Raw genomic sequence first — 23,692 nt, forward strand, 5'->3', positions numbered from 1 at the left:
GCAAAGAACCCTTTGCGATCTACCGTGGCCACATGCCTCCTTCCCCGGACGACTCCGTCGACGTCCACGACGTCCGGGCCCTGAAGGCGCTCGCCCACCCGCTCCGCATGAGCCTCCTGGCCGCGCTGCGCAGCGACGGACCCTCCACCGCGAGCCGGCTGGCCGGCCGGCTCGGCGAGAGCAGCGGCGCCACGAGCTACCACCTCCGCCAGCTGGCCGGCTTCGGGTTCGTCGAGGAGGTGCCGGGCGAGGGCACCGGCCGCGAGCGGTGGTGGCGGGCGCTGCACCGCAGCACCCGCTGGAGCAGCGAGGAATTCCTGGCCGAGCCCGGCGGCCGGGAGGTCGTCGACGAGCTGACCGACCGGCTGGTGGCGGAGCAGCGGCGGATGCTCGCCGCCTTCGCGGCGGGACGGGAGCGCAGCGACGACGAGTGGCGCACCGCCGCGTCGCTCAACGACTGGGCGCTGCGCCTCTCCCCCGCCCGGGCCGCCGAGCTGATCGGCGAGCTCAACGACGTCGTCCAGCGCTGGCGCGACACGCAGGAGGAGCCCGACCAGCCGCTGGTCCGCGTGCTGCTGGACCTCTTCCCGCTCGACGAGCAGCCGCGGTGACCGCCGTCCTGACGCCGGACCGCGCCCGCCGCCGCTTCGTCGGGCTCACCGCGCTCCGCTGGCTGCCCGTCGGCATCGTCGTGCCAGTCTCCGTGCTGCTGGCCACCGCCCGCGGGCTCTCCCCCGCCGAGATCGGCCTGTGCGTGGCGGTCTACGGGGCCGTGACCCTCGTGCTCGAGCTGCCCACCGGCGGGTTCGCCGACGCCCTCGGACACCGGACGGTGCTCGCCTCCGCCGGGCTCGTCACCGCCGCGGGGCTGCTCACCATGGCGGTGGCCGATTCCGTGCCCGCCTTCGCGATCGCGTGGGCACTGCAGGGGGTGGCCCGCGCCCTGGACTCCGGTCCGCTCGAGGCCTGGTACGTGGACGCCGCCCGCGCCGGGGATCCCGCGGCCGACGTGACCCGCGGGCTCGCGCAGGCCGGCGCGGCCGACGGCGCCGGGCTGGCGGTGGGCGCGGTGCTGGGCGGGACGCTGCCGCTGCTGCTCGATCACGGCGGCGCGGCGGCACTGGCGGCACCGCTCGTGCTGGCCGCCGTGTTCGCGGTGGTGCACGTGACCGCCGTGCTGCTGCTCGTCGTGCCGCCGCACCGGTCCGGGGCAGCCGGCCGGGGCGCACTGCTCGCCGGCGTGCGCGAGGTGCCGGTCGTCGTCACGGCGACGGTGCACCTCGTCCTGCGCGACCGGCTGCTCCGCCTGCTGCTGGGCGTCTCCTTCCTGGTCGGCGTCGTGCTCACCTCGCTCGAGCTGCTCGGCCCGCTGCACTTCGCCGAGCTCGCCGGATCCGCCGAGCGGGGTTCCGCGGTCTTCGGCGTCGTCACCGCGGTCTCCTTCGCCGCCGCGGCGCTGGGCGCGCTCCTCGCGCCGGTGCTCGGTCGCGCCACCGGCGGCTCGGTCGTCGTGGTCAGCGCCGGCACGTCGGTCCTGGCCGCCGGCGCGGTGGCGGTGGTGGCCGGCGCACCCGGCGTCGTCCCCGCCGCCGTCGCCTACGCGGCCTTCTACCTGCTCAACGGGGCGGCCTGGCCCTCGCGCAAGCAGGTGATGCACGACCGCACGACGTCCGCGCAGCGCTCGACCACCGTCTCGGCGTCGTCGCTGGCCCTGATGCTGGGCGGGATGCTCGGCAGCCTGACCATCCCTCGCCTGGCCGACGGCGCCGGCCTGCCCACGGGGCTGCTCGCCGGCGCCGGGGGGATGCTGCTGCTGGCGCTGCTCTCCCTCGGCCTGCGCGGTGGACCGGATGCCCGCGCCCCTGGCCGGGACGCGCCCGCCGGAGGAGAGTCCCGCCATGGACCTGGACCCGGTGACGACCAACCCGCAGCACTACCGGGTGGTCTTCGAGAACGAGCGCGTGCGGGTGCTCGAGTACACGGACGTGCCCGGTGACCGCACCACCGAGCACGAGCACCCCGACAGCGTGATGGTGACGCTGAGCTCCTTCCGCCGGCGGTTGCACGCCGGGGACGCCGCCCGGGACGTCGAGATCACCACCGGCTTCGCGGGGTGGCTGCCCGCGCAGCGGCACTCCGGCGAGAACATCGGCGACAGCCGCACCCACGCGCTGTTCATCGAGCTCAAGGGCGGCGACGCGACGGTCCCGGCACCCGCCCGACTCGGTCCGGAGTGACCCGCTCGCCGGTTCGCACCCCGGACACCGGGTAGCGGCAGCCCATGGCTGAGTTCTCCCCCGGGCACCTGAAGGGCGCCACCGTCGCGGTGACCGGCGCCAGCGGCAACGTCGGTACGGCGCTGCTGCGGCGGCTGACCGCACCGTCCAGCGGCGTCGCCGAGGTGCGGGGGCTGGCCCGCCGGATCCCGCCCGGGGTGGCCCCCTACGACGGCGTCCGCTGGTTCGCCGCCGACCTCGGCACGCCGGCCGGCGAGGCGGTGCTGGCGGAGTTCCTCGACGGCGTGGACGTCGTCATCCACCTGGCGTGGGCGCTGCAGCCGGGGCGCGAACCCGAGCGGCTGCGCCGGGTGAACGTCGACGGCACCCGCCGGGTGGCGCAGGCCGCGGTCGCCGCCGGTGTGCAGCAGTTCCTGCACATGTCCTCGATCGGCGCCTACGCCGCGGGCGCCGTCGGCCAGAAGGTGACCGAGGACTGGCCCACCACCGGCGTCCCGAGCTCGCAGTACAGCCGGGACAAGGTCGAGGCCGAGCGCGTCGTGCGCCAGGTGATCGGCCGCGCCGCCGGCCCGGTGCTCTCCGTCGCCCGCCCCACGCTGGTGCTGCAGCCGCAGGCGGGCAGCGAGATCGGCCGCTACTTCCTCGGCCCGCTGGTCTTCGCCGCCGCCCGGCGGGTCCCTGGCGCGCTGGCCCGGTTGCTGCCCCTGCCGATCCCGGACCTGGCGGTGTCGTTCGTGCACGCCGACGACGTCGCCGACGCACTCGTGCGCATCGCCGACCGCCGGGTCCCCGGCCCGTTCAACATCGCCGCCGAGCCGGTGCTGGACGCCACGGGCATCGCGAAGGCCCTCGGCAGCCGGCGCATCCCGGTGCCGGCGTTCGCGGTGCGCGCGGCGCTGCACGCAGCGTTCGCCGCCCACGTCGTCCCCACCGAACCCGGCTGGCTGGACATGGGGACCTCGCTCCCGGCGCTGGACACCACCCGCGCCCGCACGCTGCTGGACTGGACGCCGTTCCACCGCGGCGACGAGGTGCTGCCGCAGTTCGTCGCCGCGCTCGGTGCCGGCACCGGCGGCCCGGGCGCGCTGCTCGCGCCGGCGTCCGGCCCGGCGCTGGACCCGGCGGGCGACGCCGCGAACGCGCCCGGCCCGCGTGCCGACTGAGGGTCAGGTCCGGGTGGTCCAGGCGGCGACGTCTCGGCCGGTCGAGGCGAACACGTCTGCCGCCCGCTCCGGGCGCAGGGCCACGAACAGCCCCTCGGCCTCGGCCAGCGTCGTCCCCGGGTCGTCCTCGGCGACCAGGCGGGCGGTGGCCGTCGTGCGCCGGCCGTCCACCTCGCCCATCTCGGCGGTCGCGACCACCGGGACGCCGAGCGGCACCGGCCGCCGGTAGGTGACGGTGAGCGTGGCGGTCAGCCCGCCGCGACCGGCGGCGCGCACCGCGCGGGCCAGCACGTGGTCCAGCACGGTGGCGACGACGCCGCCGTGCACGAGCCCGGGTGGGCCCTCGTGGGCCTTGCCGAACGTCGCCCGCCCGGTGGCGCGGCCGTCGGGTGAGTCGGTCGCCTCCACCGGGGGCGCCACCGGGTTACCCGGCCCGTAGACCGGGCTGTACCAGCGCTCACCGGTCGCGGGATCGTCGACGGTCGCGATGTCGTGCAGGCCGCGCCGGTCGGCGTCGAGCCGCTCCGCCAGCGCACGCACCGCCGCGGCGACGTCGTCGAGCTCGCCGATGGGCACCTCCGTGCGGATCGCGGAGTCGACCAGGACGCGGAGGGCGTCCCCGAGCCCGGCGACCGCCTCCCGACGGAGGTCGCGGTCCTCAGCCACGCGGCATGCCGGCCTCGCGCAGCAGCCCGCCGCCGATGATCACGCGCTGGACCTCGCTGGTGCCCTCGTAGAGCCGGAACAGCCGGGCGTCGCGGTAGAACCGCTCGACCGGGGTGGAGCGCAGGTAGCCCATGCCGCCGTGGATCTGGACGGCGTTGTCGGTGGCGCGGGCGACCATCTCGGTGCAGTAGAGCTTGGCCGACGACGGGCCGATGCCCATGTCCTCGCCGCTGTCGTAGCGCTCGGCGACCTCGCGGACCAGGGCACGGCCGGCCAGCAGCTCGGCGTGCATGTCGGCGAGCATCGCCTGGACCAGCTGGAACCGGCCGATCGGGGCGCCGCCCTGCTTGGCGGTGGCGGCGTAGGCGACCGACTCGTCGAGCACCCGCTGCGCCATCCCGACGCAGAGCGCGGCGATGTGCAGCCGGCCGCGGGAGAGCACGGTGAGCGCCTTGGCGTAGCCGCGGCCCTCCTCGCCGATCAGCGCCTCGGCGGGCACCCGGACGTCGTCGAAGAACACCTCGGCGGTCCAGGCGCCGGACTGCCCCATCTTCTTGTCCTTGGGGCCCACGGTGACCCCGGGCGTCGTCGTCTCGACGGCGAAGCTGGAGATGCCCCGGCCGCCCTTCTCCTCCGGGTTCGTGCGCGCGAAGACCATGAAGAGGTCGGCGATCGGGGCGTTGGTGATGTAGCGCTTGCTGCCGTTGATGACCCAGGAGTCGCCGTCGCGGCGGGCGGAGGTGCGCAGCCCGGCGGGGTCGGAGCCGGCCTCGGCCTCGGTCAGCGCGAAGGAGCCGATCAGCTCACCGGCGGCCAGGCCGGGCAGGTACTTCTTCTTCTGGTCCGCGCTGCCGAACTTCGCGATCACCTGGCCGGCGATGCCGTTGTTGGTGCCGAACAGCGAGCGGAACGCCGGCGTCGTGTAGCCGAACTCCATGGCCAGCTGGACGTCCTCGACCATGCCGACGCCCAGGCCGCCGTACTCCTCGGGGAGGGCGTAGCCGAACAACCCCATCTCGGCGATCTGCGCGCGCAGCTCGTCGGGGATGCGGTCCTCCTCCTCGATGCGCTCCTCGAGCGGGATGACCTCCTCGCGCACCAGCTGGCGAACGGCGTCCTTGATCTGGCGGAAGTCGTCGGCGTCCATGAGGACATGCTGGCACGGGCCCGCGACCGGGGGCAGAGATGGCCATTCCTGCCCCCGGCGTGGATCAGGCGAGCTGGTCCAGGCGCGTCATGTCCTCGGCGGAGAGACGGACGCCGGCGGCGCCGAGGTTCTCCGTCAGGTGGTCGACGGACTTGGTGCCGGGGATCGGCAGGATGACCGGCGACTTCTGCAGCAGCCAGGCCAGTGCCACCTGGGACGGCGTGGCGCCGACCTCGCGGGCGATGTCGGCGACGGGGCTGTCGGGCGAGGCGAGGTCGCCGGTGGCGATCGGGAACCACGGGATGAAGGCGATGCCTTCGGCGGTGGCGTAGTCGAGCACGTCCTGGCTCTGCCGGTTGGTGAGGTTGTAGAGGTTCTGCACGCTGACGATCTCGGTGATCTCGCGGGCGGCCTTCAGCTCCTCGACCGACACCTCCGAGACGCCGATGTGCCGGACCTTCCCCTCGGCCTTGAGCTCGGCGAAGGCGCCCAACTGGTCGGCCAGCGGGACCTCGGGGTCGATGCGGTGCAGCTGGATGAGGTCGATGCGGTCGACCTTCAGGTGCCGCAGCGAGAGCTCCACCTGCTGCTTGAGGTAGGCGGGGCGGCCGACCGGCGTCCAGATGCCGGGGCCCTGCCGGGTCAGGCCGGCCTTGGTGGCGATGACCAGGCCGTCGGCGTACGGGTGCAGCGCCTCGGCGATGATCTGCTCGCTGACCTCGGGGCCGTAGGAGTCGGCGGTGTCGATGAAGTCGACGCCCTGCTCGACCGCGGCCTGCACGACGCGGACGGCGGCGGCCCGGTCGGCCGGCTCGCCCCAGACGCCGGGACCGGGGAGCTGCATCGCGCCGTAGCCGAGGCGGTGGACGGGGAGGTCCCCGCCGATGGTGAACGTGTCGCTCAGTTCTGCAGTGGTCATGACATCGGCCAGCACCGACCGGCGGGCGCGTGTTCCCGGCACCGTGTTCGATGACCGGGTGGGAAAGATCATCGGCGGGCGGGCGGGGCAGATCATCGTGCTGCGGCACGGCCAGACCGACTGGAGCCGGAGCGGGAAGCACACCGGGCACACCGACCTGCCGCTGCTGACCGAGGGCGAGGAGCAGGCGCGGGCGCTGCGCGACGGAGTCGGGGCGCGTCCCTTCGCCGCGGTGTGGACCAGCCCGCTGCAGCGCGCCGCCCGTACCGCCGAGCTGGCCGGCCTGCAGATCACCGGCACCGATCGCGACCTCGTGGAGGTGGACTACGGCGGCCACGAGGGCCGGACCACGGCGGAGATCAGCGCGGAGCTCGGCCGCACATGGTCGATCTGGGCCGACGGCACCGTGCCCGGCGAGACCCCCGGCGAGACGCTGGACCAGGTCGCGACCCGGGTGGACCGGGTGCTCGACCGCGCCCGGGCCCGGCTGGACGACGGCGACGTCGCGCTGGTCGCCCACGGGCACGTGCTGCGCATCCTGACCGCCCGCTGGCTGGGGCTCGCACCGGAAGCCGGTGCGCTCTTCGCGCTGCCGCCGGCTGCCTACGGCGTCCTCGGGCACGAGCACGACCGGCCGGTGCTGACCGGGTGGGGCCTGCGCTGAGGGCAGCCATGGCCATGTCTGCCCTCGCGGCGGGTCAGCGGGAGCGGCTGACCGCCACCGGCTGGAAGCCGCTCTCCGGCCGCTCGACCGGCTGAGCCGGCCGGACGGGGCGGCCGAACAGCCAGCCCTGGCCGAGGTCGGCGCCCAGCGCGGTGACCTCCTCGGCCAGCTGCTCGGTCTCGACCCCCTCGGCGACGACGACGGCGCCGAGCTGGTGGGCCAGGTCGGTCACGGCCTTGAGCACGGTGCGGGCGCCGTCGTCGGGCAGGCCCTGCACCAGACCCTTGTCCAGCTTGACGACCTCGGGCCGGATGGCGGCCAGCAGCGACAGGCTGGAGTAGCCGGCGCCGACGTCGTCGAGGGCGACCCGCCACCCCAGCGACCGGTAGTGCTCGAGCACGGAGACCAGGTGCCCGCGGTCGGCGATGACGTGCGACTCGACGACCTCGAAGACGAACTGCTCCGGCGCCAGGCCGGAGGCGTGCGCCACCTGCTCGGTGCTGGCGAGGCAGACCTGCGGCCGGTAGATGGACGTGGGGTCGAAGTTGATGAACAGGTCGTCGTCGCCGATCCACGGCGCTGCGCCGCTGATGGCGGACTCGCGGCCGATGCGGTCGAGGCGGGGCAGCCAGCCGGCGGACTCGGCCACGAAGAAGAGGTCGTCCGCCCCGATCTCGCGGCCGTCGACGACGCCGCGCAGCAGCGCCTCGTGGGCGACGACGGAGCGGTCGGCGAGGGAGACGATCGGCTGGTAGGCCGACCAGAACTCCGCCTCGACGAGGACGCCGACCTCGGCGGTCACCCCGCGGCGGGCGAGCTCCACCGCGAGGCTCGGCGCGGTCAGCAGGCGTGCCGTGAGCGCCGCGCCGTCCACCGGCGGGTCGGTGACCACCCGGACGGCGTCCAGTTCGGCGGCGGTGAGCTCGCGGGCCAGCCGCTGGAAGAGCCGGTCCAGGCCGGCGCCGCCGCGCGGGTCGGTGACGTCGACCAGCTGCGACCAGGTGCTGACGGCGAGCCCCAGCCCCATGGCCGTGCGGGAGACGGTCGGCAGGACGTGACCGACCGACGTCGCCAGCAGCGCCCGAGTGGCCTTGCCCGGCACCGCCCAGTGCCGACGGCAGGTGCAGACGCCGCTGCAGTTCGGGGACACGTCAGCAGGATGACCGACTGCGGGCGATAGCGCTGGAGCCACGCGGCGCGGCGGCCGAGGCTCTACCGGGTGACTCTCAGCGGACTCACAGGCGATCTTGTCGCAGTTTCGAGACTTGAGAATCTAAGGTTACGGTCATGGCCGTTCTCTCTGCTCCCGACGCCCGTCCCAGCCGCGGCGGCCGTCCGCGCGACCCCAGCCGTGACGGCGTGATCCGGGCCGCGATCCTGCGCCTGCTCGCCGATGTCGGGTACGGAGCGCTCACCATGGACGCCGTCGCCTCGGAGGCCGGCGTCGGCAAGGCGACGATCTACCGCCGCTGGCGCACCAAGGAGGAGCTGGTCGTCGACACCGTCTCCGACCTCAACGCGGCCGAGGCCGCCGCCACCGCCGCCGCCGAGCCCGCCGACACCGGCTCGCTCGAGGGTGACCTTCGCGTGCTGCTGCGCTCGCTGGTGTCCCTGGTCAACAGCCCGGCAGGTGCGGCCACCCAGGCGCTGCTCTCGTCGATGCAGCACCACCCGGCGCTGGCCGAGGCGTTCCGCGGCGGCCCGGTGGCCGTGTGGCGCAAGGCCTTCGACGACATGTGGGCCCGCGCGGAGCAGCGGGGCGAGGTCCAGAAGGGCCTGTCCGGCTCGCTGATCGCCGAGGCCATCGGCGCCCCCATCGTCCAGCGCTGGCTGGTCAACGGCGAGCCCGTCGACAACGCCTTCGCCGACGCGGTCGTCGACGTCGTGGCACTCCCGATCCTCCGGGCCGGCGGGGCCAAGGTCTGAGCCCCGGCGCGCCCGGCACGACTCACCAGCCGAGCGTGCCGGGCGCGCCCTTGAACGGTCCGACGACCTCGTCGGTGATCCAGCCGCCGTAGAAGTCCCCGGGCTGGGGCCGGACGACCTCGCCGTCGACCGTCACGCGGTCCATGCGCCCCGGGTAGAAGGCGACGGCGCCGGCCAGGTGCTCGTAACCCGCGGCCGGCCGCTCGTAGGACCAGCCGGCCGCCGGCGCGCGCCGGTCGCCGACGACGACGTCCCAGTACGTCGCCTGCCCCTTCCACTCGCACCACGACCCGCCCTCGGCGCGCGCGAGGACGTCGGCCGCGACATCTGCGCGCGGCACGTAGTAGGTGGGCGGGTGGCTCGTCTCGCAGACCCGGATCGCCCGCCGGGTGTCGGCCACCACCTGCCCGCCGAACTCCACGACGACGCGTCGCGGCGTCTCCAGGGCCGACGGCGGCCGGGGGTAGTCCCAGACGGACTCCTGGCCCGGACCGACGGGATCGCGACGCACCGGCACCGGGTCAGTCGTTGCGGTGCCGGACCCGCTGGACGACGACGAAGGTCACGAACAGGCCGACGGCGCCGGCGGTGGCCATGCCGGCGGGCGTCTGCAGCCAGCGCACGACGGCTTCCTGGCCCTTGGCGCGCAGGCGCTTGGGGCTCGTCCGGTGGGTCAGCTGGTCCAGCGTGGCGGCCAGCGACTCGCGGGCGGCGTCGATCTCCAGCTGGATCTGTCGAGGGTCGCGAGGCACCCCGACAGCCTGCCAGACCTGGGCCGACCCGGCCCATCCACCGTCCGCCCGTCATCCGAGTGGGGTGCTCCTAGACTCTCAGGACCTCGCGGGAGTGGTGTAACGGCAGCCACGCCAGACTTAGGATCTGGTGCCTTCGGGCGTAGGGGTTCGACTCCCCTCTCCCGCACGACGACGCGCGCTCGCCGCCGCGTCAGACGCCGCGGTCCGGCGCGCTCATGTCCCCCGTCGCCGGGACGCCGTCGCGGAAGCCGTAGCGCAGGAACACCGTCCCCGTCGCGCCGGCCGCGGGCGGTTCGAGCAGCTCGAGGTTCGCGGGCACCGCACCGCCGTCGAACAGCTTCTTGCCGACGCCGAGCAGGATCGGGTGCACCCAGAGGTCCAGCCGGTCGAGCAGCCTCTCGCGGAGCAGGGTCTGCACCAGGTCCAGGCTGCCGACGACCGTGACGTGCTCGTGCCGGTCGCGGACCTCGCGCACGGCGGCGGCCAGGTCGGGGCCGAGCAGCGTCGACCCGGCCCACGACAGCTCGGGCCGGCCGCGGGAGGCCACGTACTTGGGCACCCGGTTGAACAGGGCGGCGATGTCGTCGTCCTCCCCGCCCTCCTGGTGCGGCCAGTAGGCCGCGAAGATGTCGTAGGTCCGCCGGCCGAGCAGTAGGGCGTCCGTGCCCTGGTAGGCGGCGGCGATCTGGGCTCCGGAGACCTCGTCCAGGAGCGGCGCCTGCCAGCCGCCGAACGGGAAGCCGTCCGGATCCTCCTCGGGGCCACCGGGCGCCTGCCCCACGAGGTCGAGGGTCGTGAACATCTCGACGTGGATGAGTCCCATACCGTGCTCCCGAGGGGTGATTCCGTGGCTGTTCCGGAGTAGACCGGCCTGCGGGGACGAACTCACCGCTCCGACGACGCCGGCCCGTCCCCCTAGGGTCGACGCTCGATGATCACCGACTTCCTGCTGGACCACTCGGCGCTCGTCCCGGGGACACTGGCGCTCGTGGCGCTGGTCTGCGCCGTCGTCGGCTACGTCGCGCTGCGCCGTGCCCGCCCGGGCTCGCCGCTGCTCCTCGTGCTCGCCGTGGTCGCCACCTTCCCGGTCCTCGCGCTCACACTGACCCCGTCGGGCAAGGGCGCCTCGGCGGGCGGCTGCACCGTCCAGTTCGCGCTGCCCGCCCTCGGCCGGGTGGAGCTGCTGGCCAACGTCGCGCTCCTGCTGCCCGCGGCCGTCTTCGCCGCCCTGGCCACCCGCCGGCCGTGGGCCGTGCTCGCGGCGGGCGCCGGACTGTCCGCCGGGATCGAGGCCGTCCAGGCGGCGGTCCCCGCGATCGGCCGGGCGTGCGACACCAACGACTGGACGATGAACACGCTGGGCGTCGCCGCGGGCGTGCTGCTGGCCCGCGCGACGCTCGCGCTCGCGGACCGCGCGGCGGCCCGGCGGACCGATCGGGCGCCGTCGGAGCCCTGAACCCCCCGCTTCAGAGCTCGAGCCGCAGGTCCAGCTCGACCGAGGGGGCTTCGGGGTCGTCGTCGTCCACGACCGCCAGCAGGTGCACGGTGCGGCCCTCGACGACCCGGAGCGCGAGCCCCTCGATCTTGTGCACGGTGCCGTCGAGCTCGGGAACCCGCGCGACGTCCACGACCGTCTCGTCGTCGACGAGCGCGAGCGCGGTGGCCATCACCGGGCCGTCGTCGACGGCGTTCGGGGTGTCCTCGGCCGCGGTGCTCAGGATCACCCGCCCGTCCGGCAGCGCGACGGCATCGGTGATCGCCAGACCCACGCCGCCGACCTCACCCAGGTCGTACCGGCGCGGGTGCTCCACCGGCACCGCGGCGGCAGCGGTCCGGCCGAGCACGGCGTCGACCAGGGCCGCCAGCGGGAGGTCGACGCTCGCCGACGGGGTGCCCGTGGCCAGGTTGCCCCGGGAGAACCAGCGCATCCGGTTCCCGAGGCGGGCGGCCCCCTCCAGGTTCAGCTGGTCCATCGGCACCCCCAGCCGCGCGGCGACCCGTTCGAAGAGCGGGGTGAGGTCGGCTCCGGTGGCTCGGGGCACGCCGTCCCCGAGGCGGACCAGGATCCCGCTCGTGCGGCGGGCGGAGGAGCCTGACCCCAGCAGCAGCACCGCCGGGTCGCCCGCCACCGCCGCGGGGCAGGCGACCTCCAGATCGGGCTTGAGATGCTTGGTCCCGGCGTGTTCGGAGAACCGGTCGCACCCCTCGACCGGGGGCATCAGCCGCACCGGCGTCACCGAGCCGGCGCGGTGCCAGGCGGCGGACGTGGCGTCGTCCTGCGCGATCAGCCAGCCGTCGCCGAGCGGTGCGATCGCCGACGCCGCGGTCACCGGCGTCCCGTCGTCGAAGCGCAGCCGCCGGATCCCGTCCACGAACAGCCGCATGCCGCCACTCTGCCCGGTGCGCCGGCACACCGGCTCTCCGGTACCGCGCCTCACCCCCCAGGGTGAGGCGGGCCCGGCGCAGGCTCGGGCGCAGCGTCCGGAGCGCCGAACTCCCGCGTATGAGCAACGCCGCCCTCGCCGTCGGACGCCACCGCGCGCCGGAGGACACGCCGGAGACCATCGCCTCCCTCGCCGACGTCGACCGCCCGGGCCGGCACGCCGAGCCGGACGCCGACCTGCCGATCTACGACGCGCTGCGCGCCGAGCTCGCCGCGGTCGACTGGTTCAGCCTCGGCCTCGACTGACTCAGCGGTCGCCGAGCACCTCGGCGATGACCGGCACCAGCGCCGCGAACGCCTGACCGCGGTGGCTGCGCGCGTCCTTCTCCCCCGGTGAGAGCTGCGCCGAGGTGACCTCCAGCCCGTCGGGTACGAACACGGGGTCGTAGCCGAAGCCGTTGCTGCCGCGCTTCTCGCGGATCACGGTGCCGCGCCACTCCCGCTCCAGCACCCGCTCGGCACCGCTGGGCAGGACGAGGGCCGCGGCGCACACGAACGCCGCGCCCCGTCGCCCGTCGGGCACGTCGGCCACCTGGCCCAGGAGCAGCGCGGTGTTGGCCTCGTCGTCGCCGTGCCGGCCCGACCAGCGGGCCGAGAGGATGCCCGGCATCCCGTTGAGCGCGTCGACGGTCAGACCGGAGTCGTCGGCCACGGCCGGCAGGCCGGTGTACCGCACGGCCTCGCGCGCCTTGAGCAGCGCGTTCTCGGTGAACGTGGCCCCGGTCTCGGGCGCCTCCGGGTAGTCCTCGACGTCGGCCAGCCCGACGACCTCCACACCGGGGACGGCGGAGACCAGCAGCCGCTGGAGCTCGGCGAGCTTGCCCGCGTTGCGGGTGGCCAGCAGGAGCCGGGTGCTCATCGCGCGAGCGCGGCGGCCTGCAGCCGGGTCAGCTCCGCGCACCCGGCCACGGCGAGGTCGAGGAGCGCGTCGAGAGTGGGCCGGTCGAAGACGGCGCCCTCGGCGGTGCCCTGCACCTCGACGAAACCGCCGTCGCCGGTGCACACCACGTTCATGTCGGTGCCGGCGCGGACGTCCTCCTCGTAGGCGAGGTCCAGCCGCGGCTCGCCGTCGATGACGCCGACGCTGACGGCGGCCACCGACTGGATCAGCGGCTCGTTCTTCGCCAGCTTCTTGCGGTCGCCGAGCCAGGAGACGGCGTCGGCGAGAGCGACGTAGGCGCCGGTGATCGCCGCGGTGCGGGTGCCGCCGTCGGCCTGGAGGACGTCGCAGTCGATCGCGATGCTGTTCTCGCCCAGCGCGCCCAGGTCGATCGAGGCGCGCAGCGAGCGGCCGATCAGCCGGCTGATCTCGTGCGTGCGGCCGCCGATCCTGCCCTTGACCGACTCGCGGTCGTTCCGGGTGTGCGTGGCGCGGGGCAGCATCGAGTACTCGGCGGTGACCCAGCCCAGGCCCGAGCCCTTGCGCCATCGCGGCACGCCCTCGGTCACGCTCGCCGCGCAGAGCACCCGGGTCTTGCCGAACTCCACCAGCACCGAGCCCTCGGCGTGGTCGAGCCAGTTGCGGGTGATGGTCACCGGGCGGAGCTGGTCGGCCGAGCGGCCGTCGGCACGGGCAGGAGAACTGGACTCACTCACGGGAGTCGACAGTAGTGCGCACGCGCCCCACCCCTCCGCTGGCGGCCTCGGCCGCGTGCTCCTGATGCCCTACTGTCCGCCGCGACCTCGCCCGATCGGGCGTCTGAGCAGCAGGGATACCCATGAGCACCGAGTTCTCCGCCCCCGTCGGCACGCCGGAGCCCGACGCCCCCGACGACGGGCGCCGCATGGAGATCCTCGCCGCCTTCCTCCTGGGCCTGGCCGCCGTGGCGACCGCCTGGAGCGCCTACTGGTCGGCCATCCACGGCGGCAACGCCATCCAGGGCTACGCGCAGGCGAACACCCTCACCAGCCAGGCGGCCGACATCTACGGGGACGCCACCGGCCAGTACAACTTCGACCGCACCCTCTTCCTGCAGTACGCGGAGCTGCGGATCACCGACCAGGAGGAGGCCGCCGACGCCCTGCGGGAGTCGTTCTTCTCCGAGTCGCTCGCCGAGACCGTCGACTGGTACGACACGACCGGGGACGACGTCACCGACCCCCTTCGACGCCGAGGCCGGCTCCCCCTACTCCCTGGCCGAGTGGGCCGAGGGCAACGCGCTGTCCGAGGAGGCCGACGCCGCCTACCAGGACGCGGTCGCCGCGGACGACAAGGGCGACCGGTTCGACCTGGCCACGGTGTTCCTGGCCCTGTCCCTGTTCTTCGGCGGTATCGCGACGGTGTTCCGCCGCCACCTCCCGCAGGTCGCCACCCTGGCGATCGGCGGCGCCGGGCTGCTCATCGGCGGGGGCGCGGTGGTCTGGGCGCACCTCGGCTGAACCGGGCTCCCCGGACGGTCACGCGGCGCCGATCAGCTGGGACGGCGAAGATCGTCGTCATGAGATCGGAGCTGCGTGCCGTCCGGACCGGAGGGGTGCCGGTCGTGGTGGACCTGACCGACGAGTGCGCCGAGTTCGTGCGCCAGGAGGTCGACGGCCTGCTGCACGTCTTCGTCCCGCATGCCACGGCGGGCATCGCGCTGATCGAGACCGGCGCCGGCAGCGACGACGACCTGCTCGCCCAGCTGGACGAACTCCTCCCGCGCGACGACCGGTGGCGACACCGGCACGGCAGCCCGGGGCACGGTCGCGACCACGTGCTGCCGGCGTTCGTGCCACCGCAGACGATGGTCCCGGTGCTGGAGGGCCGCATGCAGCTGGGCACCTGGCAGCGGATCTGCCTCGTCGACACCAACACCGACAACCACCAGCGGCACGTGCGCTTCTCGTTCCTGGCCGGCTGACCGCCCCCCCAGGGGCGGCGCACCCGCTGCAGGTTCGTCACACGGACACGGCAGGATGCCGGGCATGACCGACAGCAGCACCGACACGGCACCCGTCCGCCTCACCCCCGGCGAGCCCGCCCCGGAGTTCACGCTGCCCGACGCCGAGGGCAACCTGGTGTCCCTGTCGTCCTACCGGGGCCGACGGGTCATCGTGTACTGCTACCCGGCGGCGCTGACCCCGGGCTGCACCACCCAGGCCGTCGACTTCACGGCCGCCGCGGGTGAGCTCGCCGAGGCGGGGCTGGACATCATCGGCGTCTCCCCCGACCCGGTCGAGAAGCTGATGCGGTTCCGCGAGAAGGAGAACCTGAGCATCACGCTGGTCTCCGACGAGGACAAGCAGGTGCTCACCGCCTACGGCGCGTACGGGCCGAAGAAGCTGTACGGCAAGCAGGTCGTGGGCGTGATCCGCTCGACGTTCGTCATCGACGCCGAGGGCCGGATCGAGAAGGCGGCATACAACGTCAAGGCCACCGGCCACGTCGCCAAGCTGCGCCGCGACCTCGGCCTGAGCTGACGCTCACGCCCGCCACTCCCCCGGTCGGGGCTGGCAGCCGGGCTCGCAGGCGTAGCCGTGGTCCCAGGGGAAGATGCCGCCGGGCAGCGCCCAGGTGAGCTGGTAGGCGGGCACCGAGAACTCGTCCGGTCGCTGGTAGAAGCGGTTCGCGGAGAAGAGCACCTCCCCGGCATTGGGCAGCACCTCGACCGCGAGCACCGGCACGCCGTCGTCGTCGCGGATCACCTCGCCGGCGACGAGATCGCGCCCGTCGAGGACCATGTCCCCCACCCGGTTCAGCAGCCCGCAGGCGGTGTCGTACCCGACCCCGACGACCACCAGTTCGGGGTGCCCGAGGCCGAACAGGCCCACGGTGTAGGCGAAGGAGGGCTCCTCCTCCTCGTCCGCCGAGACGTACTGGACCGCCCAGCCGTGGCGGCGGATCAGCTGGGCGAGCCGGGCGTCCTCCTGGTCGAGCCAGGCGATGGTCTGCGCATCCTGTGTCATGCCGGAACCCTCGCCGCCCGACCGGCGTGCGGCGCCGCCCGGGAACGATCTGTGGAGCGCACCGCCCGGTGTGGACCGGACGAGCGGGAGTGTCAGCCCTCTGTGCTCGTCGCCTCCCGGGCCCGCTTGCGGCGCTTGCCCTCGTGCATGGCCTGCACCCGCGCGACCGGGATCGCGTGCCCCTCGGCGACCAGTTCCGCGGGCAGCCGCTGCGGATCGGGCAGCGCCCGCGCCCACGGGTCGTCGTCCCCGAGCAGGCCCGGTGCCGTGGTCACCGTGACGTCACCCGGGCGGACGTCCTCCAGCGCGTCCCACGCCACGGGGAACGAGACCGGCAGCCCAGGGCGGAGCCGCGGGCTGTACGGCGCCACGATGGTGGCCTGCCCCGAGCGGGTGGAGTCGACGAACACCCTCCCCTCCCGGTCCTCCAGCAGGTAGGCGGTGGTCGCCAGGTCGGTGTCGAGGGCAGCGGTGCGGGCGGCCAGCGCGCGCGTCGCGGCAGCGACGTCCTCCCCCGGCGATCCGGTGACGGGGACGACGACGTGCACGCCCTTGGACCCGCTGGTCTTGACCGCGCCCGCGAGGCCGGCCCCCTGCAGCGCCTGCCGGACCAGGTGCGCGGTGGCGACGACGACGGAGAAGTCCGCGCCCTCCGGGGGATCCAGGTCCAGCACCAGACCGGTGGGCTCCGGGTTCCCGATGCGGAAGAAGGGGACGTGCAGCTCGACGGCGCGCTGGTTGCCCAGCCACAGCAGCGTGCGGCGGTCGTCGCACACCACCTGGTGGATCTCCCGGTGCGAGCCCTCCGACCACATCGGCGCGGTGCGCACCCAGTCGGGCGCCCCCTTGCTCACGTTGCGCTGCATGAACGGCGGCTGCCCGGGCCGCACCCGCTTGACCGACAGCGGCCGGCCGGCGAGCTGCGGGACGAGCCGCTCGGCCACCGCGTCCAGGTAGTCGACGAGCTGCCGCTTGGTCACGCCGAGGTCGTCGCCCAGGGGCGAGTCCAGGCTGCTCAGCGCGACGCCGTCCCGCTCCTCGGTGGCCACGCCCGCCACGCTGCCCGGACACCGGCCCCGCGGCAACCGGTCGTCGCCCGGTCGGGTCGATCAGATCTCGTAGACGCTCAGCGGCTGGACCAGCTCGGTCTCGGAGAACACCGAGCTGGCGGCGAAGAGCTGGCCGATCCGGTCCACCCAGGCAGGGATGTGGGTGAGCAGCAACCGGCCCACCCCGGCCGCGGCGGCGTGCTGGGCGGCCTGCCGGCCGGTCAGGTGCAGGCCCGGCGGCTGGTCGGGGTCGTTGTCCGGGTGCGCGGCCTCGGCGAGCAGCACGTCGGCGCCACGGGCCAGCTCGACGACGCGGTCGCTGACCCCGGTGTCGCCGGTGTAGACCAGCGAGCGCCCGCCGGCCGTGAGCCGGATCGCGTAGGTCTCGACGGGGTGCGCGGTGCGCGCCAGCTCCACCTCGAACGGGCCGATGGTCAGCGCCCCCGGGCCGACGGGGACGAAGTCGAAGACGTCGGTGAGCCCGTCCCCGTCGCTGTCGTAGGCCAGCGCCAGCCGGCGCTCGGCCCCCACCGGCGCGTACAGCGGGACGAGCCGCCCCGGCGAGCGCTTCGAGTACCGGTGCCAGACGACGAAGGGCGCGACGTCGAGGCAGTGGTCGGCGTGCAGGTGCGAGAGGAACACCGCGTCGACCGAGCCCGGGTCGATCAGCCCCTGCAGCGCCCCGAAGGCGCCGTTGCCCAGGTCGAGCACCAGCCGGTAGCCGTCGTGCTCGACCAGGTAGCTCGACGCGGGCGAGCTCGGGCCCGGGCCGCTGCCGGAGCACCCGATGACGGTCAGCCTCACGCCACCCCCACCGCGCCGACGCGCAGCACCGAGCCGATCTCGGGGCCCAGGAACCGGCGGCCCAGCCGGGCGAACGGCTCGGGATCGCCGGTGGCCAGGAAGGCGTGCCGTGGTGCCGGTGCGTCCTCGGCGCGCAGCAGGCCGGCGCTGGTCAGCACCCGGTAGACGTCCTTCGCGGTCTCCTCCGCGCTGGACACCAGGGTGACGTCGTCACCGAGGACGAGCGAGAGGACCCCGGTCAGCAGCGGGTAGTGCGTGCACCCGAGGACGACGGTGTCCACGCCCGCGGCCAGCAGCGGGTCGAGGTAGGACTGCGCGAGCCCCAGCAGCTGCCGGCCGCTGGTGACCCCGCGCTCGACGAAGTCGACGAAGCTCGGGCAGGCGGCGCTGGTGACGCTGATCCCCGGCACCGCGGCGAAGGCGTCCTCGTAGGCGCCGCTGGTGACCGTGGCCTGCGTGCCGATGACGCCGATCCGCCCGTTGCGGGTGGCCGCCGTGGCCCGGCGGACGGCGGGCAGCACGACCTCGACGACCGGCACGTCGTAGCGCTCCCGGGCGTCGCGCAGCGACGCGGCGCTGGCCGAGTTGCAGGCGACGACCAGCATCTTCACGCCGTCGGCGACCAGCCCGTCCATCACGGCGAGCGAGTGCCGGCGGACCTCGGCGATCGGGAGGGGCCCGTACGGCCCGTTGGCCGTGTCGCCGATGTAGCGGATCGCCTCGCCCGGCAGCTGGTCCAGCACCGCCCGGGCGACGGTGAGCCCACCGACGCCCGAGTCGAAGATGCCGATCGGTGCGTCGGCACCCGGCTGAGTCGTCCCCATGTCGCCGGTCAGGCTAACTGCCCGTGTCACCGGACGCCCGGACGGCGGCCACCCGCTGCGCCGGGTCGGGCAGCGCGGGGTGGTCCCCCGTGCTCCGGGCCCCGTTCGGGCACGCCGTGATCAGCACGACCGCACCCTGCCAGAACTCAGGCCCAGAGCTGGCCCTCGAGCGCGGCGGACGCCTCCTCCAGCGTGCCGGCGTAGGCGCCGGTGGAGAGGTACTTCCAGCCGCCGTCGCAGACGATGAAGACGATGTCGGCCTTGCGCCCGGCCGCCACCTCCTTGTCGGCGATGCCGAGGGCGGCGTGCAGGATCGCGCCGGTCGAGATGCCGGCGAAGATGCCCTCCCGCTCCACCAGCCGGCGGGTGCGGTGGATGGCGTCGTCCGGGCCGACGGAGAACCGGGAGTCCAGCAGCGAGGCGTCGTAGAGCTCGGGGATGAAGCCCTCGTCGATGTTGCGCAGGCCGTAGACGAGTTCGCCGTAGCGCGGCTCCGCGGCGATCACCTGGATGCCCGGCTTGTGCTCGCGGAAGTAGCGGGAGCAGCCCATGAGCGTCCCCGTCGTCCCCAGGCCGGCGACGAAGTGGGTGATGGAGGGCAGGTCGGCGAGGATCTCCGGCGCCGTGCCCTCGTAGTGCGCCTGGGCGTTCGCCGGGTTGCCGTACTGGTAGAGCATCACCCAGTCGTCGTGCTCGGCGGCGAGCTCCTTGGCCATGGCGACGGCCTGGTTGGAGCCGCCGGCCGCCGGCGAGGAGATGATCTGCGCCCCGTACATCTCGAGCAGCTGCCGGCGCTCCACCGAGGTGTTCTCGGGCATGACGCAGATCAGCTTGTAGCCGCGCTGCCGGGCCACCATGGCCAGCGAGATGCCGGTGTTGCCGCTGGTGGGCTCGAGGATCGTCGAGCCGGGGTGCAGCAGCCCCTCCTTCTCGGCCGCCTCGATCATCTTGATCGCGGCGCGGTCCTTGATCGAGCCGGTGGGGTTGCGGTCCTCGAGCTTGGCCCACAGCCGGACGTCGGACGTCGGCGACAGGTTCGGCAGCCCCACGAGCGGGGTGCCACCGAGCGAGTCGAGGAGCGAGGCGAAGCGGGCCATGGGGACTCTTCCGGGACGGGGGCGGGAGGGACGGGCGGCGGACCGCTCAGCAGCCGCCTGCGACGGCCGGGAGGACCGTCACCGAGTCGCCGTCCTTCAGCGGGGTGTCCAGCGCGCCGGTGAAGCGCACGTCCTCGTCGTTGACGTAGACGTTGACGAAGCGGTGCAGCTTGCCCTCCTCGGTGACGAGGCGGCTCTTCAGGCCCGAGTGCTGCGCGTCGAGGTCGTCGATGAGCGCCGAGAGGGTGGCGCCGGTGCCCTGGACGGTCTTGTTGCCGCCGGTGTGGGTGCGCAGGATGGTGGGGATCCGGACCTCGATGGCCATGGCGTGCGTTCTCCTCGGGGGTTCAGCTGATCGGGGGCACGCTGCGCGAGGGCAGCGAACTGGTGCGTCTAGCCGGGCCAACGCCCGGCCGCCGTGCGGGATTCCGCGTGGGCGGGGAGGTCCACCGATCAGTCGTAGACGACGGTGGTCGGCGAGTGGCCGAAGAGGTAGGACTCGACGATCTCGACCTCCTCCTCGTTCACCTCGCCGTCGACGATCCGGAAGCTGCGGAACTCGACGTCGTCGCCGGCCAGCCCCGTCTGCTTCTCGTGGTGCCGGGTGGAGACCAGCACGTAGTGGGTGCGCGGATCGGCGGCCGGACCGGAGGCGTAGCCGACGTCGGTGCGCGACGGGTAGGCCTCGGTCGCGGTGTGCGAGTGGTAGACGACGACCGGCCACTCGTCGCGGTCGTCCATGTCCCGGTACAGCCGCAGCAGGTCGGCGGAGTCGAACTCGTAGAACGTCGGCGACCGCGCGGCGTTGAGCATCGGGACGAAGCGCTCCGGGCGCTCGGTGCCCTCGGGCCCGGCGACGACGCCACAGGCCTCGTCCGGGTGGTCTTCCCGGGCGTGGGCCACGATGGCGTCGTAGGTCGCGCGGTCGATGCGCAGCACGGGCCCAGTCTAGGCGGCGCGGATCCACCGCCCCCGGGAGGGCCGTGAGGTGGAGCCCCGGCGATGGACGGGCGGTGGACCGATACGGTTCGGTCCCGTGTGGGATGACGCTCTGCTGATCGCCGGTGTGCTCGTGGCACCGCTGCCCGCACTCGTGCTCGGTGCCCGGGGCATGTTCCGGCACCGCGGCTACGTGACCGGTGATCCGAACGACCGCGCCTCCGTGGTGATCATGGTGACGCTGCGCGCGGTGGTCCTGCTGTTCCTGCTGGCGCTGTCCGCGATCACGCTGGTCTCGTGCATCGGCGCCTGGACCAAGGGCGTCGAGCTGCACGGGATGGTCTACACGTTCTTCGTGCTCGACCTGCTGCTGGCGGCGCTGGTGCTGCTCACGTTCGGCCGGAACGAGAAGCGACCAGCGCGTCGACGAGCGAGCCCTGCAGCGCGGTGAGCCAGTAGTACACGGCCAGCTGCTGGTCCTCCTCGTCCGCGACGTCCTCCGGAGGCTCGGTCTCCTCGCTGATGTCCAGCCGGGTGCCCAGCGCCAGGCGCAGGTCGTTGCTGGTGCGCAGCCAGGCCCCGGCCTGGTCGGTGTCCAGCCGGACGTCGCCGCCCTCGGCCGGCAGCGACGCACGGACCATGGCGAGGTCGTCGGCCTTGCCGCTGCGCAACGAGGCCTCGGTCAGGTCGCGGTAGTCCGCGGCCATCTCCGGGTCGGAGCGGTGCCCGTCGGGGAAGAGCCGCTCCACCACCGGGTCGTCGCCGACGTCGTCGGGGTCCGCGGTGAGCAGCTGCTCGAGCTGGTCGAGGAGCAGCCCGAGGATGCCCGCCTCGGCGGGCTCCAGCCGGGCGACCAGGTCGCCGCCCCGGGCGGCGAGGAAGGGGTTCATGCGTCCTTCTGGTAACTGGCCCACAGTCCGTAGGCGTGCAGCCGGCTCGTGTCGTGCTCCATCCGCTCGCGCGGACCGGAGCTGACGACCGCCTTGCCGTCGTGGTGCACCTGCAGCATCAGCGTCGTCGCCGTCGCCTCGTCGTACCCGAAGATCTCCTGCAGCACGAACGTCACGTAGGTCATGAGGTTGACCGGGTCGTTCCAGACGATGGTCACCCACGGGCGGTCGAGGTCGCTGCGTTCCTCGCTGGTGGTCTCCGGCGTCCACGTCGGAGCGAGAGGTCCGGCCACGGCTCCACCTTAGGACGCCGCTCGGCCCCGGTCCCGGCGCCCGCCTAAGCTTCGGCGATCATGGCTGTGGACACCGGGCTGACTCCCCCACCGTCTCCTGCGCTCTTCACCGACCGCTACGAGCTGACGATGGTCGCCGCCGCGCTGGCCGACGGCACCGCCGACCGGCAGTGCGTCTTCGAGGTGTTCGCCCGCCGGCTGCCGCACGGCCGCCGGTACGGGGTGCTCGCCGGCACCGGCCGGCTCCTGGAGGCGCTGCCGCACTTCCGGTTCGGCGACGACGAGCTCGCGGCCCTGCGCGAGCAGGGGCTCACCGACGCACGGCTGCTGGACTGGCTGGCGGACTTCCGCTTCTCCGGCGACATCGACGGCTACGCGGAGGGCGAGCTCTACTTCCCCGGCTCCCCGGTGCTCACCGTGCGGGCCTCCTTCGCCGAGGGCGTCCTGCTGGAGACCCTCGCGCTGTCGGTGCTCAACCACGACAGCGCGATCGCCTCGGCCGCGGCGCGGATGATCTCGGCCGCCTGCGAGCGGCCCTGCATCGAGATGGGCTCGCGGCGCACGCACGAGGAGGCGGCCGTCGCCGCCGCCCGCGCGGCGCACCTGGTCGGCTTCGCCGCCAGCTCCAACCTCGAGGCCGGACGCCGCTACGCCGTGCCCACCACCGGCACCAGCGCGCACGCCTTCACGCTGCTGCACGACGACGAGCGCTCCGCCTTCGAGGCCCAGGTCGCCGCCCTCGGCAAGGACACCACGCTGCTGGTCGACACCTACGACGTCGAGGAGGGCATCCGGACGGCGGTCGAGGTGGCCGGCCCCGAGCTCGGCGGGATCCGGCTCGACTCCGGCGACCTGCCGACGCTGGCCACCCGCGCCCGCGAGCTGCTCGACGAGCTCGGCGCGACCGGCACGAGGATCGTGGTCACCAGCGACCTGGACGAGTACGCGATCGCCGGGCTGGCCGCCGCGCCGGTCGACGGCTACGGGGTGGGCACCTCGCTGGTCACCGGGTCCGGCGCGCCCACGGTCGGGATGGTCTACAAGCTCGTCGAGCGCGACGGCGTCCCGGTCGCGAAGCGGTCGGAGGGCAAGCTCTCCGTGGGCGGGCGCAAGTCCGCCGTGCGCAGGCACCGGGACGGCGTGTCCACCGCCGAACTCGTCACCGCCGGACCCGTCGCCGCCCGCCCGGACGACCGCGACCTGCTCGTGCCCCTGGTGCGCGGCGGCGAGACCTGCGACCCGGTCTCCCCCGCCGAGGCGCTGCGCCTGGCCAGGGCCCACCACGAGCAGGTGCGCGCCGCCCTGCCGCCGGAGGCGTTCGCGCTCTCCCGCGGCGAGCCCGTGCTCGACACCGTGACCGCCCGAGAGGGGCTCCGATGACCCGCGCACTGATCGTCGTCGACGTCCAGAACGACTTCTGCGAGGGCGGCAGCCTGGCCGTCTCCGGGGGCGCCGCCGTCGCCGCCGCCGTCACCGCGCACGTGGCGGCCAACGGCTACGACCACGTCGTCGCCACCCGGGACCACCACATCGACCCGGGTGCCCACTTCGCCGAGGCCCCGGACTTCGTCGACTCGTGGCCGCGGCACTGCGTCGTCGGCACCGACGGGGTGGAACTGCACCCGGCGCTGGACCGCCGGCCGATCGAGGCGGTGTTCGACAAGGGCGAGTACGCCGCCGCCTACTCGGGCTTCGAGGGGTCGGCCTCCGGCGTGGGGCTGGCCACGTGGCTCCGGGCCCACGGGGTGGACGCCGTCGACGTCGTCGGCATCGCCACCGACCACTGCGTGCGCGCCACCGCCCTCGACGCCGTCGCGAACGGGCTGGACACCCGCGTCCTGCTGCACCTCACCGCCGGCGTCTCCGAGGCCACCACCGAAGCCGCCCTGGACCAGCTCCGCACCGCGGGTGTCGACCTCGTCGGCGAGGTTCACCACTCCTCCTGAGGACTTTCTGCACCGAAAGTCCGGGACTTCCGGTGCAGGAAG

Annotated in this window: 33 protein-coding genes and 1 tRNA gene; 15 read left to right on the forward strand and 19 right to left on the reverse strand. The window is 74.1% G+C overall.

The features are described from left to right. Window positions 1-32 precede the first annotated feature (32 nt). From CRP29_RS00990 to CRP29_RS01005, 4 genes are read left to right on the forward strand one after another with little or no spacing between them, the layout of a single operon-like run. The gene (locus CRP29_RS00990) at window positions 33-611 is read left to right on the forward strand and encodes a helix-turn-helix domain-containing protein (RefSeq protein ID WP_097193214.1); all 579 of its coding nucleotides are present in this window, start codon (window positions 33-35) and stop codon (window positions 609-611) included. Then, window positions 608-1,996 carry an MFS transporter gene (locus CRP29_RS00995; protein WP_176522778.1) on the forward strand — a complete coding sequence of 463 codons (1,389 nt, stop codon included), beginning with the start codon at window positions 608-610 and terminating at the stop codon, window positions 1,994-1,996. The genes CRP29_RS00990 and CRP29_RS00995 overlap by 4 nt, the downstream gene beginning before the upstream one ends. Continuing rightward, the gene (locus tag CRP29_RS01000) at window positions 1,899-2,237 is read left to right on the forward strand and encodes a cupin domain-containing protein (RefSeq protein ID WP_097193215.1); all 339 of its coding nucleotides are present in this window, start codon (window positions 1,899-1,901) and stop codon (window positions 2,235-2,237) included. The genes CRP29_RS00995 and CRP29_RS01000 overlap by 98 nt, the downstream gene beginning before the upstream one ends. Before the next feature lie 44 nt (window positions 2,238-2,281). Continuing rightward, complete coding sequence (locus tag CRP29_RS01005) at window positions 2,282-3,400, forward strand: NAD-dependent epimerase/dehydratase family protein (RefSeq protein ID WP_097193216.1); 1,119 nt, start codon at window positions 2,282-2,284, stop codon at window positions 3,398-3,400. Between the two features lie 3 nt (window positions 3,401-3,403). Here CRP29_RS01005 and CRP29_RS01010 read toward each other — a convergent pair whose 3' ends face one another. From CRP29_RS01010 to CRP29_RS01020, 3 genes are all read right to left on the reverse strand, one after another. Then, window positions 3,404-4,066 carry a PaaI family thioesterase gene (locus tag CRP29_RS01010; RefSeq protein WP_097193217.1) on the reverse strand — a complete coding sequence of 221 codons (663 nt, stop codon included), beginning with the start codon at window positions 4,064-4,066 and terminating at the stop codon, window positions 3,404-3,406. Next, window positions 4,059-5,213 carry an acyl-CoA dehydrogenase family protein gene (locus tag CRP29_RS01015; protein ID WP_097193218.1) on the reverse strand — a complete coding sequence of 385 codons (1,155 nt, stop codon included), beginning with the start codon at window positions 5,211-5,213 and terminating at the stop codon, window positions 4,059-4,061. Before CRP29_RS01015 ends, CRP29_RS01010 begins: the two co-directional genes overlap by 8 nt. A gap of 64 nt (window positions 5,214-5,277) precedes the next feature. Further along, window positions 5,278-6,132, reverse strand: coding sequence for an aldo/keto reductase (locus CRP29_RS01020; protein ID WP_097193219.1), 855 nt, complete (start codon window positions 6,130-6,132; stop codon window positions 5,278-5,280). Between CRP29_RS01020 and CRP29_RS01025 the strand changes: the two genes are divergently transcribed. After that, window positions 6,131-6,796: a histidine phosphatase family protein gene (locus CRP29_RS01025; protein ID WP_097193220.1), complete on the forward strand. Its 666-nt coding sequence runs from the start codon at window positions 6,131-6,133 to the stop codon at window positions 6,794-6,796. The genes CRP29_RS01020 and CRP29_RS01025 overlap by 2 nt on opposite strands. Before the next feature lie 34 nt (window positions 6,797-6,830). Here the strand turns inward: CRP29_RS01025 and CRP29_RS01030 are convergent, their stop codons facing one another. Next, window positions 6,831-7,946, reverse strand: a complete 1,116-nt coding sequence (locus tag CRP29_RS01030) for an EAL domain-containing protein (protein ID WP_097193221.1) — start codon at window positions 7,944-7,946, stop codon at window positions 6,831-6,833. A gap of 137 nt (window positions 7,947-8,083) precedes the next feature. On the opposite strand from CRP29_RS01030, the gene CRP29_RS01035 reads away from it, so the two are divergent. Continuing rightward, window positions 8,084-8,722, forward strand: coding sequence for a TetR/AcrR family transcriptional regulator (locus CRP29_RS01035; RefSeq protein ID WP_097193222.1), 639 nt, complete (start codon window positions 8,084-8,086; stop codon window positions 8,720-8,722). Between the two features lie 22 nt (window positions 8,723-8,744). On the opposite strand, the gene CRP29_RS01040 is transcribed toward CRP29_RS01035, so the two are convergent. Beyond that, window positions 8,745-9,239 (reverse strand): DUF427 domain-containing protein, encoded by a 495-nt coding sequence (locus CRP29_RS01040; protein WP_217991413.1) that lies wholly within the window; start codon window positions 9,237-9,239, stop codon window positions 8,745-8,747. 4 nt (window positions 9,240-9,243) lie between these two features. Continuing rightward, window positions 9,244-9,474, reverse strand: a complete 231-nt coding sequence (locus CRP29_RS01045) for a DUF3618 domain-containing protein (RefSeq protein ID WP_097193223.1) — start codon at window positions 9,472-9,474, stop codon at window positions 9,244-9,246. An 88-nt stretch (window positions 9,475-9,562) separates the two neighbouring features. Here CRP29_RS01045 and CRP29_RS01050 point away from each other — a divergent pair. Further along, a tRNA-Leu gene (locus CRP29_RS01050) sits at window positions 9,563-9,643 on the forward strand. 24 nt (window positions 9,644-9,667) lie between these two features. Here the strand turns inward: CRP29_RS01050 and CRP29_RS01055 are convergent. Continuing rightward, window positions 9,668-10,300: a dihydrofolate reductase family protein gene (locus tag CRP29_RS01055; RefSeq protein WP_097193224.1), complete on the reverse strand. Its 633-nt coding sequence runs from the start codon at window positions 10,298-10,300 to the stop codon at window positions 9,668-9,670. A 108-nt stretch (window positions 10,301-10,408) separates the two neighbouring features. Here CRP29_RS01055 and CRP29_RS01060 point away from each other — a divergent pair, with 108 nt between their 5' ends. Beyond that, window positions 10,409-10,933, forward strand: coding sequence for a VanZ family protein (locus CRP29_RS01060; protein WP_097193225.1), 525 nt, complete (start codon window positions 10,409-10,411; stop codon window positions 10,931-10,933). Window positions 10,934-10,943: 10 nt separating this feature from the next. Here CRP29_RS01060 and CRP29_RS01065 read toward each other — a convergent pair whose 3' ends face one another. Further along, window positions 10,944-11,861: a DUF6910 family protein gene (locus CRP29_RS01065; protein WP_097194011.1), complete on the reverse strand. Its 918-nt coding sequence runs from the start codon at window positions 11,859-11,861 to the stop codon at window positions 10,944-10,946. Window positions 11,862-11,980: 119 nt separating this feature from the next. Between CRP29_RS01065 and CRP29_RS01070 the strand changes: the two genes are divergently transcribed. Further along, window positions 11,981-12,166 (forward strand): hypothetical protein, encoded by a 186-nt coding sequence (locus tag CRP29_RS01070; RefSeq protein WP_097193226.1) that lies wholly within the window; start codon window positions 11,981-11,983, stop codon window positions 12,164-12,166. A gap of 1 nt (window position 12,167) precedes the next feature. Here the strand turns inward: CRP29_RS01070 and rdgB are convergent, their stop codons facing one another. Together rdgB and rph are read right to left on the reverse strand one after the other, a co-directional pair. Then, on the reverse strand, window positions 12,168-12,779 hold the full coding sequence (rdgB, locus tag CRP29_RS01075; protein WP_097193227.1) for an RdgB/HAM1 family non-canonical purine NTP pyrophosphatase: 612 nt from the start codon (window positions 12,777-12,779) through the stop codon (window positions 12,168-12,170). After that, window positions 12,776-13,516, reverse strand: a complete 741-nt coding sequence (gene rph / locus CRP29_RS01080) for a ribonuclease PH (RefSeq protein WP_097193228.1) — start codon at window positions 13,514-13,516, stop codon at window positions 12,776-12,778. Before rph ends, rdgB begins: the two co-directional genes overlap by 4 nt. Before the next feature lie 564 nt (window positions 13,517-14,080). Between rph and CRP29_RS22345 the strand changes: the two genes are divergently transcribed. The 3 genes from CRP29_RS22345 to bcp all read left to right on the forward strand — a co-directional run bounded on the left by CRP29_RS22345 (window position 14,081) and on the right by bcp (window position 15,322). Next, window positions 14,081-14,299, forward strand: a complete 219-nt coding sequence (locus CRP29_RS22345) for a DUF4337 family protein (protein ID WP_245852489.1) — start codon at window positions 14,081-14,083, stop codon at window positions 14,297-14,299. Window positions 14,300-14,358: 59 nt separating this feature from the next. Further along, the gene (locus CRP29_RS01085; protein ID WP_176522779.1) at window positions 14,359-14,763 is read left to right on the forward strand and encodes a YjbQ family protein; all 405 of its coding nucleotides are present in this window, start codon (window positions 14,359-14,361) and stop codon (window positions 14,761-14,763) included. A gap of 64 nt (window positions 14,764-14,827) precedes the next feature. Beyond that, window positions 14,828-15,322 (forward strand): thioredoxin-dependent thiol peroxidase, encoded by a 495-nt coding sequence (bcp, locus tag CRP29_RS01090; protein WP_097193229.1) that lies wholly within the window; start codon window positions 14,828-14,830, stop codon window positions 15,320-15,322. Window positions 15,323-15,325: 3 nt separating this feature from the next. Here bcp and CRP29_RS01095 read toward each other — a convergent pair whose 3' ends face one another. From CRP29_RS01095 to CRP29_RS01125, 7 genes are all read right to left on the reverse strand, one after another. Next, on the reverse strand, window positions 15,326-15,808 hold the full coding sequence (locus CRP29_RS01095) for a DUF4262 domain-containing protein (RefSeq protein WP_097193230.1): 483 nt from the start codon (window positions 15,806-15,808) through the stop codon (window positions 15,326-15,328). A gap of 92 nt (window positions 15,809-15,900) precedes the next feature. Continuing rightward, complete coding sequence (locus CRP29_RS22350; RefSeq protein ID WP_097194013.1) at window positions 15,901-16,857, reverse strand: DNA polymerase domain-containing protein; 957 nt, start codon at window positions 16,855-16,857, stop codon at window positions 15,901-15,903. A 60-nt stretch (window positions 16,858-16,917) separates the two neighbouring features. Beyond that, a complete protein-coding gene (locus tag CRP29_RS01105) occupies window positions 16,918-17,661 on the reverse strand; it encodes an MBL fold metallo-hydrolase (RefSeq protein ID WP_097193231.1) in 744 nt (247 codons plus the stop codon). Then, window positions 17,658-18,485, reverse strand: a complete 828-nt coding sequence (gene murI / locus CRP29_RS01110) for a glutamate racemase (protein WP_097193232.1) — start codon at window positions 18,483-18,485, stop codon at window positions 17,658-17,660. Before murI ends, CRP29_RS01105 begins: the two co-directional genes overlap by 4 nt. A 146-nt stretch (window positions 18,486-18,631) precedes the next feature. Next, window positions 18,632-19,582 carry a PLP-dependent cysteine synthase family protein gene (locus CRP29_RS01115; protein WP_097193233.1) on the reverse strand — a complete coding sequence of 317 codons (951 nt, stop codon included), beginning with the start codon at window positions 19,580-19,582 and terminating at the stop codon, window positions 18,632-18,634. A 46-nt stretch (window positions 19,583-19,628) separates the two neighbouring features. Then, on the reverse strand, window positions 19,629-19,907 hold the full coding sequence (locus CRP29_RS01120; protein ID WP_097193234.1) for a MoaD/ThiS family protein: 279 nt from the start codon (window positions 19,905-19,907) through the stop codon (window positions 19,629-19,631). A gap of 128 nt (window positions 19,908-20,035) precedes the next feature. Next, window positions 20,036-20,521, reverse strand: coding sequence for a M67 family metallopeptidase (locus CRP29_RS01125; protein WP_097193235.1), 486 nt, complete (start codon window positions 20,519-20,521; stop codon window positions 20,036-20,038). A gap of 97 nt (window positions 20,522-20,618) precedes the next feature. Here CRP29_RS01125 and CRP29_RS01130 point away from each other — a divergent pair, with 97 nt between their 5' ends. After that, window positions 20,619-20,972: a hypothetical protein gene (locus CRP29_RS01130; RefSeq protein WP_097193236.1), complete on the forward strand. Its 354-nt coding sequence runs from the start codon at window positions 20,619-20,621 to the stop codon at window positions 20,970-20,972. Here the strand turns inward: CRP29_RS01130 and CRP29_RS01135 are convergent. After that, a complete protein-coding gene (locus CRP29_RS01135; RefSeq protein ID WP_097193237.1) occupies window positions 20,911-21,411 on the reverse strand; it encodes a DUF2017 family protein in 501 nt (166 codons plus the stop codon). The two genes, CRP29_RS01130 and CRP29_RS01135, sit on opposite strands and share 62 nt — an antisense overlap. Next, window positions 21,408-21,704 (reverse strand): ATP-dependent Clp protease adapter ClpS, encoded by a 297-nt coding sequence (gene clpS / locus CRP29_RS01140; protein ID WP_097193238.1) that lies wholly within the window; start codon window positions 21,702-21,704, stop codon window positions 21,408-21,410. Before clpS ends, CRP29_RS01135 begins: the two co-directional genes overlap by 4 nt. A gap of 60 nt (window positions 21,705-21,764) precedes the next feature. Here clpS and CRP29_RS01145 point away from each other — a divergent pair, with 60 nt between their 5' ends. Both CRP29_RS01145 and CRP29_RS01150 read left to right on the forward strand, forming a co-directional pair. Further along, window positions 21,765-23,084, forward strand: a complete 1,320-nt coding sequence (locus CRP29_RS01145; RefSeq protein ID WP_097193239.1) for a nicotinate phosphoribosyltransferase — start codon at window positions 21,765-21,767, stop codon at window positions 23,082-23,084. After that, a complete protein-coding gene (locus CRP29_RS01150) occupies window positions 23,081-23,650 on the forward strand; it encodes an isochorismatase family protein (protein WP_097193240.1) in 570 nt (189 codons plus the stop codon). The genes CRP29_RS01145 and CRP29_RS01150 overlap by 4 nt, the downstream gene beginning before the upstream one ends. Window positions 23,651-23,692: the final 42 nt, after the last annotated feature.

Source organism: Blastococcus aggregatus (assembly GCF_900221005.1).
GTDB lineage: Bacteria > Actinomycetota > Actinomycetes > Mycobacteriales > Geodermatophilaceae > Blastococcus > Blastococcus aggregatus.

Excerpts from the sequence above, each read along its gene's own strand:
- CRP29_RS01055 (WP_097193224.1), bottom strand. The coding sequence starts at position 10,300 with ATGGGACTCATCCACGTCGAGATGTTCACGACCCTCGACCTCGTGGGG.
- CRP29_RS01015 (WP_097193218.1), bottom strand. The coding sequence starts at position 5,213 with ATGGACGCCGACGACTTCCGCCAGATCAAGGACGCCGTTCGCCAGCTG.
- CRP29_RS01005 (WP_097193216.1), top strand. The coding sequence starts at position 2,282 with ATGGCTGAGTTCTCCCCCGGGCACCTGAAGGGCGCCACCGTCGCGGTG.
- CRP29_RS01065 (WP_097194011.1), bottom strand. The coding sequence starts at position 11,861 with ATGCGGCTGTTCGTGGACGGGATCCGGCGGCTGCGCTTCGACGACGGG.
- CRP29_RS01150 (WP_097193240.1), top strand. The coding sequence starts at position 23,081 with ATGACCCGCGCACTGATCGTCGTCGACGTCCAGAACGACTTCTGCGAG.
- CRP29_RS00990 (WP_097193214.1), top strand. The coding sequence starts at position 33 with ATGCCTCCTTCCCCGGACGACTCCGTCGACGTCCACGACGTCCGGGCC.
- CRP29_RS01095 (WP_097193230.1), bottom strand. The coding sequence starts at position 15,808 with ATGACACAGGATGCGCAGACCATCGCCTGGCTCGACCAGGAGGACGCC.
- murI (WP_097193232.1), bottom strand. The coding sequence starts at position 18,485 with ATGGGGACGACTCAGCCGGGTGCCGACGCACCGATCGGCATCTTCGAC.
- CRP29_RS01035 (WP_097193222.1), top strand. The coding sequence starts at position 8,084 with ATGGCCGTTCTCTCTGCTCCCGACGCCCGTCCCAGCCGCGGCGGCCGT.
- CRP29_RS01085 (WP_176522779.1), top strand. The coding sequence starts at position 14,359 with ATGAGATCGGAGCTGCGTGCCGTCCGGACCGGAGGGGTGCCGGTCGTG.
- CRP29_RS01070 (WP_097193226.1), top strand. The coding sequence starts at position 11,981 with ATGAGCAACGCCGCCCTCGCCGTCGGACGCCACCGCGCGCCGGAGGAC.
- rdgB (WP_097193227.1), bottom strand. The coding sequence starts at position 12,779 with ATGAGCACCCGGCTCCTGCTGGCCACCCGCAACGCGGGCAAGCTCGCC.
- CRP29_RS01025 (WP_097193220.1), top strand. The coding sequence starts at position 6,131 with ATGACATCGGCCAGCACCGACCGGCGGGCGCGTGTTCCCGGCACCGTG.
- bcp (WP_097193229.1), top strand. The coding sequence starts at position 14,828 with ATGACCGACAGCAGCACCGACACGGCACCCGTCCGCCTCACCCCCGGC.
- CRP29_RS01020 (WP_097193219.1), bottom strand. The coding sequence starts at position 6,132 with ATGACCACTGCAGAACTGAGCGACACGTTCACCATCGGCGGGGACCTC.
- CRP29_RS01115 (WP_097193233.1), bottom strand. The coding sequence starts at position 19,582 with ATGGCCCGCTTCGCCTCGCTCCTCGACTCGCTCGGTGGCACCCCGCTC.
- CRP29_RS01120 (WP_097193234.1), bottom strand. The coding sequence starts at position 19,907 with ATGGCCATCGAGGTCCGGATCCCCACCATCCTGCGCACCCACACCGGC.
- CRP29_RS01060 (WP_097193225.1), top strand. The coding sequence starts at position 10,409 with ATGATCACCGACTTCCTGCTGGACCACTCGGCGCTCGTCCCGGGGACA.
- CRP29_RS01000 (WP_097193215.1), top strand. The coding sequence starts at position 1,899 with ATGGACCTGGACCCGGTGACGACCAACCCGCAGCACTACCGGGTGGTC.
- CRP29_RS01135 (WP_097193237.1), bottom strand. The coding sequence starts at position 21,411 with ATGAACCCCTTCCTCGCCGCCCGGGGCGGCGACCTGGTCGCCCGGCTG.
- CRP29_RS01145 (WP_097193239.1), top strand. The coding sequence starts at position 21,765 with ATGGCTGTGGACACCGGGCTGACTCCCCCACCGTCTCCTGCGCTCTTC.